The organism is Methylobacterium sp. Leaf100, assembly GCF_001422845.1.
Lineage (GTDB): Bacteria > Pseudomonadota > Alphaproteobacteria > Rhizobiales > Beijerinckiaceae > Methylobacterium.
In genome coordinates this window covers 169,419-187,423 of record NZ_LMMW01000023.1, presented here as the reverse complement: position 1 = coordinate 187,423, position 18,005 = coordinate 169,419, and the positions used below count along the sequence as shown (strand labels likewise).

The window sequence follows — 18,005 nt, the reverse complement described above, 5'->3', positions numbered from 1 at the left end:
GAACGGGGCACGGGAGACGCCCGGCGGGATGCGGGTCAGACCAGCATCTTGCCCTCTTCCGAGATGATGTCGCCGATCTCGGCGCCGGTCTCACCGAGGTAATCCGACAGGATCATCTCGTTGTGCGCCTTGCCCGACGGGATCATGGGGAAGCAGTTTTCCTTCTTGTCGACGACGCAGTCGAAGATCACCGGGCCGTCGTAGTCCAGCATCTCCTGGATCGCCGCGTCGAGGTCGCCGGGCTTCTCGCAGCGGATGCCCTTGGCCCCGTAGGCTTCCGCCAGCTTGACGAAGTCCGGCAGGCTCTCGGAGTAGCTCTGCGAGTAGCGCGAGCCGTGCAGCAGCTCCTGCCACTGGCGCACCATGCCCATGTACTCGTTGTTCAGGATGAAGATCTTGACCGGCAGGCGATACTGCACCGCCGTGGACATCTCCTGGATGTTCATCAGGATCGACGCCTCGCCGGCGATGTCGATGACGAGCCCGTCCGGATGGGCGAGCTGCGTCCCGATGGCGGCGGGCAGGCCGTAGCCCATGGTGCCAAGGCCGCCCGAGGTCATCCAGCGGTTCGGCTCCTCGAACTTGAAGTACTGCGCCGCCCACATCTGGTGCTGGCCGACCTCGGTGGTGACGTAGGTCTCGCGGCCCTTGCAGGCCTCGTAGAGGCGCTGGACAGCGTATTGCGGCTTGATGATCGTGCCCGACGGCCAGTAGGCGAGGCAGTCGCGCGCCTTCCAGGTGCGGATCTTGCCCATCCAGGCGTCGAAGCGCTCCGGGTCCGGCCGGGTCGGCAGGGCCTTCCAGGCGGCGAGCATGTCTTCCAGCACCGAGCCGCAATCGCCGACGATCCCGACATCGACTTTGACGACCTTGTTGATCGAGGAGGCATCGATGTCGATGTGGATCTTCTTGGAGAACGGCGAGAACGCATCCAGGCGCCCGGTGATCCGGTCGTCGAAGCGGGCACCGACGCAGACCATCACGTCGCACTCGTGCATGGCGAGGTTGGCCTCGTAGGTCCCGTGCATGCCGAGCATGCCGAGGAAGTTCTCGTCCGAGGCCGGGAAGGCACCGAGACCCATCAGGGTCGAGGTCACGGGAAATCCGGTCTCGGCCGCGAGTTCGCGCAGCAGGGTCGAGGCGTGCGGGCCGGCGTTGATGACGCCGCCGCCGGTATAGAGGATCGGCCGGCGCGCGTTCGCCATCAGCTCGACGGCCGCCTGGATCTGGCCTGCGTCACCCTTGAACGCCGGCTTGTAGGTCTTGTGGCCGTTCTGGGTCGGACGCTCGTAGAGTCCGCTGGCGAACTGGATGTCCTTCGGCAGATCGACGACGACGGGGCCCGGCCGCCCGTGCGAGGCGACGTAGAACGCTTCGTGCAGGATGCGCGGCAGGTCGGCGATGGATTTGACCAGATAGTTGTGCTTCGTGCAGTGGCGCGTGATGCCAACCGTGTCGCACTCCTGGAACGCATCGGTGCCGATGAGGTGCGTCGGCACCTGTCCGGTGATGCAGACCAGCGGGATCGAGTCGAGCAGGGCGTCGGTGAGGCCGGTGATGATGTTGGTGGCGCCCGGTCCCGAGGTGACGAGGACGCACCCGACCTTGCCGGACGAGCGTGCGTAACCTTCCGCCGCGTGGACCGCGCCCTGCTCGTGGCGCACGAGAACGTGCTTCAGGGTGTCCTGATGGTAGAGCGCGTCGTAGATCGGCAGCACCGCGCCGCCGGGATATCCGAACAGGGTGTCGACACCCTGATCCTGAAACGCCCGGATGACCATTTCGGCCCCAGTCATGACCTCGCCGCCCATCGTCCTGCTCCTCGAACTCTGTTCTGAAATCCGTGTCGTCTCTCGTCGCGGCAACAAAAAAGGGCCCCGAAGGACCCTGCATGCGCCACCATCCGGATCGCGGTCCCTGGTATCAGGACCGCCCCGTCGGTGGCGCTTTCGTTACGATGAGGATGGCACGCATCGGAATGACCGTCTGATCTCTTCACCCGCCAAACCGGCGGATCGAATTTCGTGTCGCGTGTCGTAGCCGATCCGCCCCTCAGGGTCAACGCGGATCTACTCGGCGGGAACTTCGCCCAGGACGGCGCCGGTCCTCGGATCGGCATCGAACTTCATCCGGCGCCCGTTCTTGATGCCCTCGCCGTCCCAATGGCCATCGTCGGCTTCTAGTTTGATGATCTCCGAATAGCCGGCGGCCTTCAGGGCCTGCTTGGTCTGTGCCGGCGTGAGCCAATCCGCACCAGGCGTCTCCGCGAAGGCGACGCGGGGGCCGAGGGCGAGGGTCACCATGAGGGTGAGGCGCGTCAACCGTCGCATGCGAGATCCTGTCCTGTGTGGGAGCGCGTCCCCGTCCGACGCACGATCCATCTAGGGCGCTCTCCGCCGAAGTGGATGCCGGTTCGGCGGAAAAGAGCGCGGCTCCAGGCCGGTGGCGTTCGGGGGCATGGGGACCTCGAAAACACACGACCTTGGGCCTGAAGTGTTTGCCCGCCCGGCCCTGGCCGTCCTATCTGAGACGTGCTGAATGCCAGCGCGTCGAACCTCGCCCCGCCCGCGATGCCATCATCGGAAAATTCCCTGTCGACCACAACGGCCCTGCTCCTCCTCGACGTCGCCGGAAGTCCCTGCGCCCTGGTGCGGACCTCCGTGCGCGAGGTGCTGCCTCTGCCGGACCTGCATGCACCCCCGGCGACGGGCGGTCCACTGGCGGGCTTCCTCGACCTCGGCGGCGTGCCTGTGCCGGTGGTCGATCTCGCCCGTCTCCTCGGCCTCCCGGCCCGGGACGGCGCGGAAGCGGACGACCCCTATAGCCACCTCGTCCTCGCGGCGGACGCGACCGCGGCCTTCCTGGTGGATCGGGTCGAGGATCTCGTCGTCGTTCCGAGCACGGCGATCCAGCCCGTGGCCGAGACCCGCACCCTCAACGGCTGCGTCACGGCCGAGATCACCCTCGGCGACCGCATGGTGCATGTCCTGGACCTGGCCCGTCTGCTCACCGCCGAAGAGCGCCAGCGCCTGGACGACCTCACCCGCGCCGCGGCCGGACGCCTCGCCGCATTCGGGCGGATCCCTGCATGAAGCGGCCCGACCGGTTCGGCCCGCAATCCGACCCGGCCTTCCCGGCCCTCAAGGCTCGGATCATCGCGCGAACCGGCCACCACTACTACGCCGACAAGGACGACCTCCTGCTGGATCGCCTGCGCAAGCGGTTCAAGGCCAACGGCCTGCCCGACTGCGCCGCCTACGCGGCTCTGTTGAACGACAGGGCCCTGGGCGAGGCCGAATGGGCGGCCCTCGAGGCCGAGATCACCATCGGCGAGACCTTCTTCTTCCGCTACGCCGAGCAGTTCGCCGCCCTGCGCGGCACCATTCTGCCCGGCCTGATCGCGGCGCGGGCGCATGAGCGTTCCCTGAAGATCTGGAGCGCCGGCTGCTCGACGGGGGCCGAGCCGTATTCCCTCGCGATTCTCCTCCACGAGCTCCTCGGGCCCGCCCTGCCCGATTGGCGCATCGCCATCACCGGCAGCGACATCAGCACCGCGGCCCTGGCGACGGCGCGGGCCGGCCTCTACGGCCGCTGGGCCCTTCGAACCCTGCCGCCCGAGGAGCGGCTGCGCTACTTCACGTCCGGTCCGGTCCTGCCCGGTCCGGGCCGGGAGGGAACCTACACCCTGCGCACCGACTACCGCAGGATGGTCCGCTTCGAGCGCCGCAACCTGATGGAGCTCGTCGACGGCACCGCGCCGCCGCACCTCGCCGACTTCGATCTGATCCTGTGCCGCAACGTGCTGATCTACTTCGAGGCCGAAATCGTGCTGGGGATCGTGCGCGGTCTCGGGCGGCGCCTGCTGCCGGACGGTTGGCTTCTCATCGGCCACGCCGAGCCCAATCCCGCCTTCGCCCAGACCCTCGAACCGGTGAACCTGCCCGGCACCGTGGCCTACCGCCCCCGGGGGGCCGGCGAGCCGGTGATGGTGCAGCCGCCCGTCCCCTCCGCCCCGTGGGAACCCACCCTTCCCTGGATCGGCGAAGGGGCGAGCGCAACCGATCTTCGGAGCGTGGCGGACCCGTTGCCGGTCTGCCCGACCGGTGGGACGCTGGAGGTGGGGGCAGATGCGGACGGGGCGGGGCGGGACGCCCGTCCTCGGAACGACACCGCTCCACCGGAGACCCTCGACGACGATCTCACTCGGATCCGCACCCTGAGCGATGCCGGCGAGACCGGCCAGGCTTGGCGCAGGGTCCGGGCGGCCCTTCGTGCCGCTCCGATGGCGGCGGTCCTGCACTATTACGATGGGCTCCTCGCCCGGACCCTCGGGCGCGACGCGGAGGCCGAAGCGGCGCTGCGACGGGCTCTCTACCTCGATCCCGGCTTCGTCATGGCGCATTATCAGCTCGGCCTGCTTCTGATCGCCATGACGCGGCCGGCGGAGGGCTGCCGGTTCCTCGACAATGCCATCCGCCTCGGCGAGACCCTGCCGGCCGTGGCGCATCTGGCCGAAGCGGACGGGATCGGCCCGCGGGAACTGGCGCAGAGCGCGGCCCTTGCGCGTTCCACCCTGGAGGATCTTGCCGAATGAAGGCCATCCCAAGAACGTCCGCCATCAACGCCACCCCATGAACGGAGCCGCCGAAGCCGCCCGCCGACGGGCCCTGCGGGAGGCCCGCACGCGCGCCCTCGCGGGACGGGATCGGGCCGCGGGGCAGCGGGTGACCCTGCGCTCGTTCCTCGTGTGCGCGTGCGGCGAGGATCGCTACGGCCTGCCCCTCGCCCAGGTCGCCCAGGTCCTGCCCGCTCGCCCCGTCACGGCGGTGCCGGACGCGCCCGATGCCCTCCTCGGCGTCGTCGCCCTGTCGGGCCGGGTGGTGAGCCTGCTCGGGCTTGCGCGTGCGCTGGGACGCCCCGGTGCCGCCGAGCCCGGAGCCGGTCATATCGTGGTCCTGCGCGGTGGTGCGGCGGCCGTGGCCCTGGCCGTGGACCGGGTGGAAGGCGTCGTCGCCATCGCGCCGTCCGACCCGGACCTTCCGAACGCCACCGAAAGCCTCCTCGATCCGGCCGTCGCGGGATTGGGTCCCGGGGCGGTTTCGGGCTATGCCCCGGCGGGAACCCATGGGGGCGACGGCTTCGTCGCCGTCGATCTGCCGCGCCTCCTCAGGCGCTACCTGTCCTGAGTGTCCCTCGGAGAACGCCCGCCGCACCGTCGCGCTCGGAACGAGAGCCGACGGTGATCGGGCGTTCCGGAAGGCACTCCGGCGCCACCTGCCCGGTGTGCGTCGGTTTCGTGGAGCCTTGAGCCAGCCTGTGTCGATCTCCATCGGAAAACGCATCCTCCTCGGCTTCGTCGCCATCACCGTGGTGATCGTGGCGCTGGGCCTCTACGCCCTCGACCAGATCAGCGCCGTGCGCGACAACATGAACACCATCGTCAAGCGGGACCTGACGGTGGCGCGCCAGCTCGACGACCTCGGCAACAAGGCCCGCGACATGGGGCTCTTGCGGCGCAACGCCGTGATGGCGGCGCTCATGCGCAACCGCCCGGAGGCGGAGCTGATCCAGATCGTCGAGACCTGGCGGCGCATGGGCCAGGAGGCCGATGCGCTCTTCGGCGAGGTGGTCCGGACGGCCAACGGGTATTCCGCCACGGCGCCGGCTCCGGCGCGCGCCGCGGCCTGGAAGAAACTCGCCGAGACCGCCGAGGCGGCGGCCGGCGACTTCCGGCAGTTGCGCGCGGTCAGCGAGCCGCAATTCACCGCCATCGCGGCCAGGGACGCCGAGGCCATCGAGGCGCGCAACGAGCCGATCAACCGGATGCAGGAGGTGCTCCTGGCCGACATCGAGCGCACCCGCGAGGCCCTCGACGCCGGGATCGCCGCCGGCCAGCAGCGCGCCGCGGAAATCTACGACCGCAGCCTGTGGTCCGTCATCCTGACCCTGGCCACCAGCGTGCTGCTCAGCATTCTCATCACCGCCCTCATCCGGCGGGGCGTGGTCAAGCCCTTGGAGGACGTGATGCAATTCGCCGAACGCGTCGGCGGCGGCGACCTGTCCGGCACCCTGGCGACGAAGGGCGACGACGAGATCGCCCGGCTCGGGCGCACCCTCAACGGCATGGTGGCGGGGCTCGCCGATCTGGCGCGCACCAACCGCGCCGCGACTGCGGATCTCAACGCGGCGGCGGCGGAGATCCGCGCCTCGGCCCAGGAGCAGGCGGCCTCCGTCGAGGAGCAGTTCGCCGCCGTCCAGGAGACCGCCGCCACCGTCGACGAGATCACCCATTCGGGCGCCCAGATCGGCAAGCGCGCCGGCGAGGTCATCGCCACGGCGCAATCCACCGCCCAGACCTCGCGGGCGGGCCTGCGCGCGGTGGCCGACACCGCCAAGGCCATGGAGGCGATCCGCGAGCAGGCCGAGGCGGTGGCGGGCAACATCGTCGCCCTGTCCGAGAAGACCCAGGCCATCGGCGACATCATCACCACCGTCAACGACATCTCGGAGCGCACCCATCTCCTGGCGCTGAACGCCGCCATCGAGGCGGCGGCGGCGGGCGACAGCGGGCGGAGCTTCGCCGTCGTCGCCTCGGAGATGAAGCTGCTCGCCGATCAGGCCAAGGCGGCGACGGGGCAGGTCCGCACGATCCTGGGCGAGATCCAGCGCGGCATCAACACCTCGGTGATGCTGACCGAGGAGGCGGTCAAGCGCGCCGCCGCCGGCAAGGCCCGCTCGGACACCACCCAGCGGACCATCGAGGAGATCACCGCGAGGGTCGAGGAGAGCGTCCAGACCTTCCAGCAGATCGTCGCCTCGACCAACCAGCAGCAGCTCGGCATCGAGCAGGTGATGGGCGCCCTCCAGAACATCCGCCAGGCGAGCCAGCAGACGGCGGCCGGCACCCGCGAGGTCGAGGCCGCCTCGGCCAATCTCACCGAGTTGGCCCAGGCCCTGATGACCCTGGCCGAGCGCTACCGGCACTGAGTGTCTCTCACAAAACTCCCGCTGCAACGCCGTATTCGAGGCGAGAACCGATGATGACCGGGAGTTTTGTGAGGCACTCTGAGACGCGGGAGGCCGAGGCCATGAAACGAATCCGCTTCCCGAAGGGCCCGGGCCCGCTTCCGCACGTGCGTTCGCACCTGCGGAAGCGGGCCTGAGCGGCGAGCCGAACCGGATGGACATTCGCCAACTCCTCCTCGCGGCCTTCGAGGTCGAACATCGCGAGCATATCGACGCCATCCGCGCGGCCCTGGCCGGGGCGGCGGAGTCCCGCGACTGGAACGACGTGTTCCGCCGGGCGCACAGCCTGAAGGGGGCGTCGCGGGCCGTCGACCTGCCGGCGGTGGAGGCCGTGGCCCATCGGTTGGAGACCCTGTTCGACCGCATCGTCGAAGGCGGCGGCACCCTCGACCGGGGGGCGGAGGCCGCGGTCCAGCTCGCGCTCGACCGGATCGAGGCCTATGTCGGCGGCCTTACCGACGGGGTCGGCGCGCCGATGCCGGACGATGCGCTGCAGGCCCTCGACCGCTGCCTCGACCCCGGATCCCCCGTGGCAGCCGCGCCGGATCCGGCGCTCCGGTCGGCCGAAGCGCCGCCGGCCGTTCCACCCGCCGCCCCTGCGCCGACCGCGCCCGAGCCGGCGCCCGAGGCCGGCGCGCTGCTGCGCGTCCCGGCCGAGGCCATCGATGCCCTGACCCGGGCGAGTCACGAGCTCGCGAGTGCCCTCGGGGGCGAGGTGGTCCTGGCCGAGGGGCTCGCCCGATTGACCCGGCGGGCGGGCGACCTCGGCCTCATGGCCGAGCGGTTGCGCGGGACGGCGACGGCCGCGACGTCCCTGCGCGACCTCGAGACCGGTCTGCTCGCCCTGGCCCGCGAGGCCGCCCACCTGTCGCGGGTGCGCCTCACCGTCGCCTCCGCCGTCGAGGCGGCCGCGGCCCGGGTGGCCGAGCACGCCGAGCGCCTCGCCCTGATGCCGGCCGAGACGGTGTTCGGCGGGTTTCCCCGCGCCCTGCGCGAACTCGCCCGCGAGGGCGGGCAGGAGATCGCCGTCCAGACCACCGGCCTCGATCTTCCGGTGGAGCGCTCGATGCTCCAGGCCCTCAAGGACCCGGTGCTGCATGCCCTGCGCAACGCCCTGAGCCACGGGGCCGAAGCCCCGGAGGCGCGCGCCCGCAGCGGCAAGCCGCCGGCCCTCGCCATCGGCCTCGACGTCGCCGTCCGGACCGGGCGCCTCGTCGTCACGGTCCACGACGACGGGCGCGGGCCGGATCTGCGCGCCATCGCCGAGGCCGCGCGGCGGCGGGGGCTGGCGGCGACGGAGGACGATCCCGAGGCACTCCTCGCCCTGGTGTTCGAGGCGGGGCTCTCGACGGCGGCCGAGGTCGACACCCTGTCGGGGCGCGGCATCGGCCTGTCCGTGGTGGCCGACGCCGTCCGCCGCCTCGGCGGCCAGGTCCGCCTGAGTCCCCGGGCGCCCTGGGGCACGGAGCTCGCCATGACCCTGCCCCTGCAGGCGGCGCGGCGCGCGATGCTCCTCGTCGAGGCGGGGCAGGCGACCTACGCCGTGCCGAGCGCCGCCGTGGAGCGGGTGATCCGGTTCGATCCGCGCGACCTCGACCGGGCCATGGGCCGGCCGGTCCTCCGGGTCGTGTCGGAGGGCGGCGCAGGCGCCACCCTGCCGGTCCTGGCGCTGGCCGATCTGCTCGGTCGTCCCGGCGGCCGGCCGCCCGAGGCGGGGGCCGCCGTCGTCCTGCGGGCCGGGGGGCGGCGCGTGGTCCTCGTCGTCGAGACCCTGCGCGAGGTCCGCACCCACCTCGTCCTGCCGGCGCCGCCCATCGGCGCCGACCCGCGCCTCGTCTCCGGCACGGTGATCCTGGGCGACCGCCCCGTCCTCGTCCTCGAACCGGACGGCCTCGTCGCCCGGGCGGCGGAGGCCGGATTTCAGGCCGGACCGGATGCCGCGCTCCTCCCCGGGGCGGAGCGCGGAACGATCGGTTCGGCCTCACGTTCGAACAACCTCGCGAACAACATCGCCGCCACCCCGGCGACCATCCTGGTCGTCGACGATTCCATCACCACCCGCACCCTGGAGAAGGGCATCTTGGAAGCGGCCGGTTACCGCGTCGTCGTCTGCGTCGACGGGCAGGACGCCATCGAGCGCCTGCGCGCCGGGATCGAGCCCATCCGGCTGGTGCTGGCCGATGTCGAGATGCCGCGCCTCGACGGGTTCGGCCTGCTGAAGGCCATCCGGGCGGAGGAATCCGTCGCGCGCCTGCCGGTCATCCTGATGACCTCGCGGGGCGATCCCGAGGACGTGGCGCGCGGCCTCGACCTTGGGGCCGACGCCTACCTGACCAAGCAGAGCTTCGACCAGCGCCGTCTCCTCGAGACCATCGGGCAATTGCTGTGACCGGACCCGCGACCCCCGACGCGCCCCGCGTGCGGGTGATGCTCGTCGAGGATTCCCTCGTCGTGCGCCAGCTCCTCATCCACATCGTCGGGCGCGATCCGCGCCTCGAGGTCGTGGCCGCCGTCGCCTCGGGCGAGGAGGCGCTCGCCACCCTCGCGTCCGCCCGGCCCGACGTCATTTCCATGGACATCCGCCTGCCGGGCATCGACGGCCTGGAGACCACCCGCCGGATCATGGCCGAGCGGCCGACGCCCATCGTGGTGGTGGCCGACGCCATCGAGGATTCGTCCCTGCGCATCTCCATGAACGCCCTGCGGGCCGGCGCCCTCTCGGTGGTGGAGAAGCCGGTGGCCACCACCCATGCGGGCTACGAGACCGTGGCCACGGAGATCTGCACGCAGCTGCGCATCATGGCCGCCGTGCCGGTGATCCGCCGCCGGCCCATCGGTGCGGAATGGGCGGGCCGGCCCCGCGACCTGCGTGCCCTGATCCCCGCCATCGCGTCCGAGGCACCGAGCGTGGTCGCCATCGCGGCGTCCACGGGCGGCCCTCCGGCCCTCGCCCGGGTCATCGGGGCGCTGCCCGAAGATTTCCCCCTGCCGGTCCTCGTGGTCCAGCACATGGGTGCGGCCTTCATGGAAGGCTTCGCCGCCTGGCTGAACGGCGTCGTCGCCCTGCCCGTCGCCGTGGCGCGCGACGGCGAGCGCGCGGCCCCCGGCCGGGTCTACGTCGCGCCCGGCGACCGCCACCTCGAACTGGCGCCCGGCGGGGGCCTGCGCCTGACCGACGCCGACCCCGTGGGCGGGCAGCGCCCGGCCGCCACCGCCCTGTTCCGCTCCCTCGCCCGCCATGCCGGTCCGCGCGGGGTCGGCGTGCTGCTGACCGGCATGGGCGAGGACGGCGCCGTTGGGCTCCTCGACATGCGCCGTGCCGGGGGCGCCACCATCGCGGAGGACGAGAGCACCGCGGTTGTGTTCGGCATGCCGGCCGCCGCGATCCGCATGGGAGGCGCCGGCACGGTGCTGCCGCTGGACCGGGTGGCTTCCCATCTCGCCAGGATCGTCGCTGGGGGGGGCATGCCGTGAGCGAGCCGGCCCGCCTTCTGCTCGTCGAGGATTCCGAGACCCAGGCCCTCGAATTGCGGCTGCTGCTCGAAGGGCACGGCTTCTCCGTCGAGCGCTGCGCCACGGCGGAAGCGGCCCTCGACCACCTCAACACCCGCCTGCCCGACCTCGTGGTGGCCGACCACCACCTGCCCGGCATGAACGGCGACGAGTTCGCCCGCCAGCTCCGCCTGTCCCTGCGCACCCGCGCCCTCCCGCTTCTCATGCTGACGGGGGCGCGCGACGGCGAGCGCCAGGGCCTGGAGAGCGGCGCCGACGCCTACGTGGCCAAATCCGCCGACCGCGACATCCTGATCCTGCGCATCCGCGCCCTCCTGCGCGAGCGCCTGGGCGGCGGCTCGGAGGCGCCCGGCGCCTCGGGGTTCCGGCGCGGGCGCGTCCTCGTCGTCGACGGAAGCGCCACCTACCGCACCTTCCTCGCCGGGCTGCTGGCCCACGAGGGCCATCTCGTCAGCGTCGCCGACACCGCCGAGGCCACCCTCGCCGCCCTCGACGCCGACGGCGCTGCCTTCGACTGCGTCACCATCGATCTCCTCGGCACCGCCTATGACGGCCTCGGCCTCTGCCGGGCCGTCGACGCCCGCCGGGCCGCCGACATCGCCGCCCGCGAGGCCGGCACGCCCACCTTCCACGTGGTCGGCATCGCGGGCAGCACGCCGGCCAAGGATTTCCTCGTCCAGGCCTTCGCGGCCGGTGCCGACGACGTGGTGTCCAAGGTCGACGGCGACGTGCTGGTGATGCGGGTGCGCAGCCTGGTGCGGCGCAAGCTCCTGGAGGAGGACAACCGTCGCATCGCCGGCGAGTTCGGCGCCCGCGAACGCGCCCTGGAACGGGCCCGGGCCGAGGCCGAGGCGGCGGAGGCCCGCGCCGCCCTCGCGGGTGCCCTGGAGCAGGCGAATTCGGATCTCGCCACCGCCAACCGCAAGCTCACGGATGCCCAGGCCAAGCTGGTGCAGGCCGCCAAGATGGCCTCGCTGGGCGAACTCGTCGCCGGCATCGCCCACGAGATCAACAACCCGCTTGCCTTCATCCTCGCCCACCAGGGCACCGTGGAGCGCCTGCTGAACGAGGTCGTCGCGGACCCCGCCCCCGCCGACGCCCCGCGCCTCCTGAAGAAGTGCGGCGACCGCGTCGGCGCCATGCGGATGGGCCTGACCCGGATCCAGGACCTCGTCCTGAATCTGAGAAAATTCTCGCGCCTCGACGAGGGCGAGCGCGCCCTCGTCAACGTGCCCGACGCCATCGAGACGGTGCTGGCCCTGATCCAGCACAAGCTCGGCGACCGGATCGGGGTGGTGCGCGACTTTTCCGGCCGGCCGGAAATCCACTGCACCCCGGCGCTCCTCAACCAGGTGGTGATGAACATCCTCGGCAACGCCGCCGATGCCATGCCGGAGGCCGGCACCATCACGATCCTCACCGCCAGTACCGACGAGATCGACGAGATCCGCATCTCGGATACCGGGCCGGGCATTCCCGAACCATTGCGCGAGCGGATCTTCGAGCCGTTCTTCACGACGAAACCTGTCGGCGCGGGCACCGGCCTCGGTCTCGCGATTGCCTACTCGGTGGTACAGGCGCATAGCGGCACGCTCACGGTCGAGGCCGCCCCGGGCGGCGGAGCCTGTTTCATCATCGGCATCCCCCGGCAGGCGCGGTGAGCATGTCCAAAGCTACGATCCTCGCCGTCGACGACGAACCCGACATCCTCATCGCCCTCGAGGACCTGTTCGAGGACGAGTACCGGGTCCTGACCACCAGCCGTCCGGCCGAGGCCCTGGAGATCCTGGCGGCCGAGCCCGACATCGCCGTCATCGTGTCGGACCAGCGCATGCCGGGGATGACCGGCGACGCCATGCTGGCCCAGGCCCGCGGCCTGCACGACGCCCAGGCGATCCTGCTCACGGGCTACGCCGACATGAGCGCCGTCATCAGTGCCCTCAACCAGGGCGGCATCACCGGCTACGCCACCAAGCCCTGGGACGCCGATCTCCTGCGCGGCGCCGTGCGCCAGGCCTACGAGCGCCACCGCCTCGGGCGCGAACTCGCCACGGAGCGCGCCCTGCTCATGGGCCTCCTGGATCACTCCGAGGATGCGATCTCGTTCAAGGACGGACAGGGCCGGTTCGTCCGCCTCAATGCCCGCAAGGCCGAGCGCCTCGGGCGAACGACCGCCGAGTGCCTCGGGCGCACGGAGGCGGCGCTCCGGGACGACCCCGCGAGCACGGACCACGCCGGCACCGAAACCGACGGGGCGGCGGAGGCCGACGCCCAGGCCATCGCGGCGGGCCGGCCGACGGAGACCGAGATCACCGAGGGGCCGGAGGGGGCGGAGCGCTGGAGCCACGTCGCCCGGGTGCCGATCCGCGGCGCCTCGGGCGCGGTGGTGCATCTCGCCACCATCGAGCGCGACGTGACCGAGCACCGGCTTCTCGAAGCGCGCCTGCGCCAGTCGGACAAGATGCAGGCGCTGGGCACCCTCGCGGGCGGCATCGCCCACGACTTCAACAACCTCCTCACGGCGATTCTCGGCAGCCTCGAACTCGCGACCCCCAAGATCGCGGACCAGCCCCGCGTGCTGCGCCTCGTCACCAACGCGACGCAGGCGGCCCAGCGCGGGGCGACCCTGACGAAGCGTCTCCTCGGCTTCAGCCGCTCGCGCGACCTCCGGCCCCGGGCCGTCGACCTCAACCACGTCATCGCCGGCATGGGCGAGTTGCTGGGGGGGAGCCTCGGCGGCCTCGTGGGGCTGACCCTGCGGCTCGACCCGGCCGCACCTGCCGCCCGGGTCGATCCCGATCAGCTCGAACTCGCGGTGCTCAACCTGTGCATCAACAGCCGCGACGCCATGCCGGAGGGGGGGAGCATCACCGTCTCGACCCGGATTTTGGCCCTGCGGGACGATCCCGACCTGCCGGATGGCGACTACGCCGCCATCGAGGTTGCGGACACCGGCACCGGCATCCCGCCGGCGATCCTGCAACGGGTGTGCGAGCCGTTCTTCACCACCAAGGCCGTCGGCCAGGGCACGGGGCTCGGCCTCGCCATGGTGTTCGGCCTCGCCCAGCAATCGGCTGGGCGCCTGCGCATCGCCAGCGAGGTCGGCGAGGGCACCCGCGTCGAACTGCTGCTGCCCCGCACCGAGGCCGAGATCGTGGGGGAGGCCGCACCCGAGCCGGCCCCGGCGGCGCCCGTCCAGGCCGCCCGCATCCTCGTGGTGGACGACGACCCCGAGGTGCGTCACGTGACGGCCTCGTTCCTCGCCACCTTCGGCTACGCTGAGAGCGAGGCGTCGGACGGGCCCTCGGCCGTGACCCTGCTGGAACGGGACCGCTTCGACCTCGTGGTGGCGGATCTGGCCATGCCGGGCATGACCGGCGTCGAACTCGCCGCCATCGTGCGCGCGCGATGGGCCGGCGTGCCGGTGCTCATCCTCACGGGTCACGCCGAGGCGATCCCGATCCCGGCCGACCTGCCGGTGCTGCGCAAGCCCTTCGAATCCGGCGATCTCGCGGCCGAGGTGTCCCGCCTCCTCGTCCCCGGGCCTTGACGGCGACGCAGACCGGCCGGGCAGGCGTTGCTCCCCGGGCGTAATCGCGCCAAAGCAGTCCGAACCGTCATCCCATCCGACAGAGCCCCCGTGCCCCCTCCTCCCTCGAAGCTGCAGACCCTGCTGCCCGATCTCGGGCAACGCGTGCTCGTGATGGGCATCCTAAACGTCACGCCGGATTCGTTCTCCGACGGGGGGCGCTTCGCCGATCCCGGGCCCGCCCGCGCCCAGGCCGAGACCCTGGTGGCCGAGGGGGCAGCGCTGATCGACATCGGCGGGGAATCGACCCGGCCGGGGCATACCCCCGTCTCGGCCGAGGAGGAGCAGGCCCGCATCCTGCCGGTGATCCGCGACCTCGCGTCCCGCCTGCCCGTGCCGATCTCCGTCGACACCTACAAGGCCGCCACCGCCCGCGTCGCCCTGGAGGCGGGTGCGCGCATCGTCAACGACGTCTGGGGCCTGCAGCGCGAGCCCGACATCGCCCACGTCGCCGCCGATCACGGCGCGCCCGTGATGGTGATGCACAACCGCGAGACCATCGAGCCCGGGATCGACATCGTCGCCGACATGCTGCGCTTCTTCGAGCGCTCCCTCGCCATCGCTCGGCAGGCCGGCATCCGCGACGCCGACATCGTCCTCGATCCGGGCATCGGCTTCGGCAAGAGCTGGGAGCAGCACCTGGACGCCCTGCGGCGGCTGCCCGAGATCGTCGCCCTCGGCTTTCCCGTCCTCGTCGGCGTCTCGCGAAAGTCCCTGCTGGGGCGCCTGCACAACACCGAGACGAAGCCCGTCGACCGCCTGTTCGGCTCGCTGGCGAGCCACGTGCTGGCCGCGACCCTCGGCGCCGGGATCGTGCGCGTCCACGACGTCGCGCCCCATGTCGATGCCCTCCGGGTGGTGGATGCCGTGATGAGGCCGGAGCGATGACCCTGTCCCATCCCGGCGACCGCATCCTCGTCCAGCGCATCGCGGTCTTCGCCTATCACGGGCTCCTCGAGGAGGAGGCGCGCCTCGGCCAGCGCTTCTACATCTCCCTCGAATGCCGCCTCGACCTGGCGCCGGCGGGCCGCTCCGACGAGGTCGCCCACACGGTGAGCTACGCGGACCTCACCGAAATCGTCATCCGGATCGCGACCCAGCGGCGCTTCGCCCTCATCGAGGCCCTGGCCGAGGCCATCGCGGCCGAGATCCTGTCGGCGCACGAACCCATCCGGTCCGTGAGCGTGCGGGTCGAAAAGCCGAGCGCGCCGGTACCGGCGGTGATCGAGGGCGTCGCCATCGAGATCGTCCGCCACCGGGCCGGAGACGCGTCGTGAACGCCGCCTATCTCGGCCTCGGCTCCAACATCGGCGACAAGGCCGCGACCCTCGCCGAGGCGGTGGCGCGCCTCGCCGTGACGCCGGGCATCCGCATCACCGCGCGCTCGGCCGATTACCGCACCCCGCCCTGGGGCGACACCGATCAGGACTGGTTCCTCAACGCGGCCCTGGGGCTGGAGACGAGCCTGTCGCCGCACGACCTCTTGGAGGCGGGCCTCGCCATCGAGACCGCCATGGGCCGGGTGCGCGAGCGCCGCTGGGGGCCGCGGGTCATCGACATCGACGTGCTGCACTATGCCGGCGCCACCATCGACGACGCCCGCTTGGTCCTGCCGCACCGGTTCGTCCGCGAGCGCGCCTTCGTGCTCGTGCCGCTGGCCGAGATCGCCCCCGACCTGGTCATCGGCCCCGAGACCGTGGCGCAGGCGCTCGCCAAGCTCGACACCGCGGGCATCGAGCCGGTCTGATCAGGGACGGATCTCAACGGGCGTGCCGACATCGACCCGGGCGTAGATGTCCACCATCTCGCCATTGGTCACGCCGACGCAGCCGTTGGTCCAGTCGACGAAGCGGTGCAGGGGGCCGAACCACGAGAAGCCGTTGAGCAGGCCGTGGATCATGATATCGCCGCCGGGCTCCCGGCCCTCCGCCGCCGCCACGGCCGCCTGCTCCGGCGTCGGATAGGACACCTTGAGCGACAGGTAGGCGACGCTGCGCGGGTTGCGATACGCGATCGCATAGAGCCCCTCCGGCGTGCGCCCATCGCCCTCGCGGGCCTTCTGGCCGACGGGCGCGAAGCCGAGGGAGACCGGATAAGTGGCGAGCACCCGTCCCTCCCGCAGGAGGGTCAGGCGCCGCGCGGCCTTCTCGACGAGGACGGCGTCGGCCCGGTCCGAGACCGGCACGAGGTCCGGCTCGACGCGAGTCCATTGCTGCCGGTCTGCGACGACGGCGACCGTCCCGAGACCCACGACGGCGGCGGCGAGCCACCATCGCCGGGTCCGGGGCGGACGTGCGTCCGTCATCTCAAGGGGATGCCGGGGCGAGGAGCTTGTTGCCCTCTTCCTCCAGCAGCGGCACGTCGAAGTCCCGCAGGACCTTCTCGATGTCGGTGCGACGCTTGCGCAGGATGGTGTTGAGGCTGCGCTTCCAGTCGTTCTCCTCCATCCGCACGCCGAGGGCGATGCGGAAGGTGAGCGGTGGCCGGTCGGGCTCTTCCAGCAGCGGCACCACCGCCATGGGCACGCCGCTCTGTTTCGCCAGCCAGCCGGCGGCCGGCCCCCACAGGATCGCCGCGTCGATCCGCTTCTCGGCGAGATCCGCGATCACCTCGGCCGCGATGGTCTGGTGTTTGCGCGCCGGGTCGAGCTGGTAGGGCGCGTAGGCCTTCATGGTGCTGACGAGGCCGAGTTCACCCATGCGGTTCACCGGGGGCGTGCCGCCGATGACGCCGATGGCCTTGCCCTTGAGGCGCGCATCGTCGAGGCGCGTCACCCCGTCGAGGTCGCCCTTTCGGGTGACCAGCGTATAGGCCGAGCGATAGTACGGGTTGGTGTGTTGCACGAGTTCGCCGCCGGACGCCGACCCCATGATGAGGTCGCACAGGCCGGTGCCCAGGGTGTTGCGCACGAAGCCGGGTCCCTGCGTCAGCCAGTAGTAGCGGACCTTGACCTTCAGCTCCTCGGCGATGATCGCCGCGATGCGGTTCTCGAACCCGTCCTCCTTGCGCTGGGAGAACGGCATGTTGCCCGGATCGCCACAGACCCGAAGGGTGTCCGTGGTGACGAGGTCGGGCAGCGATTGCGCCAACGCGGGTCGCGCCCCTGCTGCGGCGAGCAGGAGCGCGAGGACGAGGCCGGTGGTCGAGCCTGTGCGGGTCATCAGCCGCCCAGGCACTCCTTCTCGGCCTTCTTGGCGGCCTCGGGCTTCTCTTCCTTGTCCGTCGGGCGGACGCGCGGCATGGCGCCGGAGGCACGGGCCTTCAGGTAGGTGTAGAGATCGTCGGCGTAGCACATGACGTTCTTGTTGTCGCCGAAGGCAGGCATGACGTTGGTGCCGGACGCGCTGACATCCTGTTTGCCGCCGGCGATGACGCCGATGAACTCCTCGTACGACAGGCGCTTGAGCGAGTCCTTGAGGGCGGGCGCGTAGGTCGAGCCCATGGCGTCGGGGCCGTGGCAGACGTGGCACTCGGCGTGATAGCGGCGGTAGCCGGAATAGGCGTACCAGTCGAACTTCTTGCCATCGTTGCTGATGTGATAGGTCGGAGCGCCGTCCTTGTCGAAATACTTGCCGTCCTCGACCTTTACCGCCTGATACTTGTCGAGCAGCTTGGCGTCCTTCTCGGGCGCATTGGGATCGAGTTGGTTGACCAGGGCCGCATCGGTGGGCTTGGCGTCCGCGGTCTTGGCGTCCGCGGTCTTGGCGTTCGTGGTCTTGGCATCAGCCGGCTTGGCGTCCTGCGCCTGGACGGCGGCAGTGGATGCGAGCGCGAGAACGAGGGCGGCCACGAGCGGACGGATGGCGGCTTTGCTTTGGTACTGCAACGACGTTTCTCCCAGGAGCATCCATCGGCCCGTTCGACCGATGTTCGAATT

Annotated in this window: 16 protein-coding genes; 11 read left to right on the top strand and 5 right to left on the bottom strand. The window is 71.3% G+C overall.

Translation table 11 applies throughout. The annotated features are described in order from the left end of the window. Positions 1-35: 35 nt before the first annotated feature. Together ASF25_RS13500 and ASF25_RS13495 are read right to left on the bottom strand one after the other, a co-directional pair. Positions 36-1,811, bottom strand: a complete 1,776-nt coding sequence (locus ASF25_RS13500; protein WP_056305161.1) for an acetolactate synthase 3 large subunit — start codon at positions 1,809-1,811, stop codon at positions 36-38. 258 nt (positions 1,812-2,069) lie between these two features. Continuing rightward, positions 2,070-2,330: a PepSY domain-containing protein gene (locus tag ASF25_RS13495; RefSeq protein ID WP_056261423.1), complete on the bottom strand. Its 261-nt coding sequence runs from the start codon at positions 2,328-2,330 to the stop codon at positions 2,070-2,072. A 240-nt stretch (positions 2,331-2,570) separates the two neighbouring features. Here ASF25_RS13495 and ASF25_RS13490 point away from each other — a divergent pair, with 240 nt between their 5' ends. From ASF25_RS13490 to folK, 11 genes are all read left to right on the top strand, one after another. Further along, the gene (locus tag ASF25_RS13490) at positions 2,571-3,092 is read left to right on the top strand and encodes a chemotaxis protein CheW (protein WP_056261426.1); all 522 of its coding nucleotides are present in this window, start codon (positions 2,571-2,573) and stop codon (positions 3,090-3,092) included. Continuing rightward, a complete protein-coding gene (locus ASF25_RS13485) occupies positions 3,089-4,594 on the top strand; it encodes a protein-glutamate O-methyltransferase CheR (RefSeq protein ID WP_056305159.1) in 1,506 nt (501 codons plus the stop codon). The genes ASF25_RS13490 and ASF25_RS13485 overlap by 4 nt, the downstream gene beginning before the upstream one ends. Positions 4,595-4,631: 37 nt before the next feature. After that, positions 4,632-5,186 (top strand): chemotaxis protein CheW, encoded by a 555-nt coding sequence (locus ASF25_RS13480; protein ID WP_056305157.1) that lies wholly within the window; start codon positions 4,632-4,634, stop codon positions 5,184-5,186. A 130-nt stretch (positions 5,187-5,316) separates the two neighbouring features. Further along, positions 5,317-6,987: a methyl-accepting chemotaxis protein gene (locus ASF25_RS13475; protein WP_056305155.1), complete on the top strand. Its 1,671-nt coding sequence runs from the start codon at positions 5,317-5,319 to the stop codon at positions 6,985-6,987. A 193-nt stretch (positions 6,988-7,180) separates the two neighbouring features. After that, a complete protein-coding gene (locus ASF25_RS13470; protein WP_056305153.1) occupies positions 7,181-9,415 on the top strand; it encodes a response regulator in 2,235 nt (744 codons plus the stop codon). 38 nt (positions 9,416-9,453) lie between these two features. Next, positions 9,454-10,500 carry a chemotaxis-specific protein-glutamate methyltransferase CheB gene (gene cheB / locus ASF25_RS13465; RefSeq protein WP_056175643.1) on the top strand — a complete coding sequence of 349 codons (1,047 nt, stop codon included), beginning with the start codon at positions 9,454-9,456 and terminating at the stop codon, positions 10,498-10,500. Then, entirely contained in the window at positions 10,497-12,200 is a 1,704-nt protein-coding gene (locus tag ASF25_RS13460; protein ID WP_056175245.1) for a response regulator, read from the top strand. The genes cheB and ASF25_RS13460 overlap by 4 nt, the downstream gene beginning before the upstream one ends. 2 nt (positions 12,201-12,202) lie before the next feature. Next, on the top strand, positions 12,203-14,089 hold the full coding sequence (locus ASF25_RS13455) for a response regulator (protein ID WP_056261440.1): 1,887 nt from the start codon (positions 12,203-12,205) through the stop codon (positions 14,087-14,089). Between the two features lie 153 nt (positions 14,090-14,242). Then, positions 14,243-15,016, top strand: coding sequence for a dihydropteroate synthase (folP, locus tag ASF25_RS13450; RefSeq protein WP_200927302.1), 774 nt, complete (start codon positions 14,243-14,245; stop codon positions 15,014-15,016). Further along, positions 15,013-15,405 carry a dihydroneopterin aldolase gene (folB, locus tag ASF25_RS13445; RefSeq protein ID WP_056305152.1) on the top strand — a complete coding sequence of 131 codons (393 nt, stop codon included), beginning with the start codon at positions 15,013-15,015 and terminating at the stop codon, positions 15,403-15,405. Before folP ends, folB begins: the two co-directional genes overlap by 4 nt. Next, positions 15,402-15,875 carry a 2-amino-4-hydroxy-6-hydroxymethyldihydropteridine diphosphokinase gene (folK, locus tag ASF25_RS13440; RefSeq protein ID WP_056305150.1) on the top strand — a complete coding sequence of 158 codons (474 nt, stop codon included), beginning with the start codon at positions 15,402-15,404 and terminating at the stop codon, positions 15,873-15,875. Before folB ends, folK begins: the two co-directional genes overlap by 4 nt. Here folK and ASF25_RS13435 read toward each other — a convergent pair whose 3' ends face one another. Genes ASF25_RS13435 through ASF25_RS13425 form a run of 3 tightly spaced genes read right to left on the bottom strand, consistent with a single transcriptional unit; the run spans position 15,876 to position 17,975 of the window. Next, a complete protein-coding gene (locus ASF25_RS13435; protein WP_056305148.1) occupies positions 15,876-16,433 on the bottom strand; it encodes a L,D-transpeptidase family protein in 558 nt (185 codons plus the stop codon). Between the two features lies 1 nt (position 16,434). Further along, positions 16,435-17,289: a rare earth element methanol dehydrogenase accessory protein XoxJ gene (gene xoxJ / locus ASF25_RS13430; protein ID WP_056305146.1), complete on the bottom strand. Its 855-nt coding sequence runs from the start codon at positions 17,287-17,289 to the stop codon at positions 16,435-16,437. Further along, a complete protein-coding gene (locus ASF25_RS13425) occupies positions 17,289-17,975 on the bottom strand; it encodes a c-type cytochrome, methanol metabolism-related (protein ID WP_200927299.1) in 687 nt (228 codons plus the stop codon). Before ASF25_RS13425 ends, xoxJ begins: the two co-directional genes overlap by 1 nt. Between the last annotated feature and the right edge of the window lie 30 nt (positions 17,976-18,005).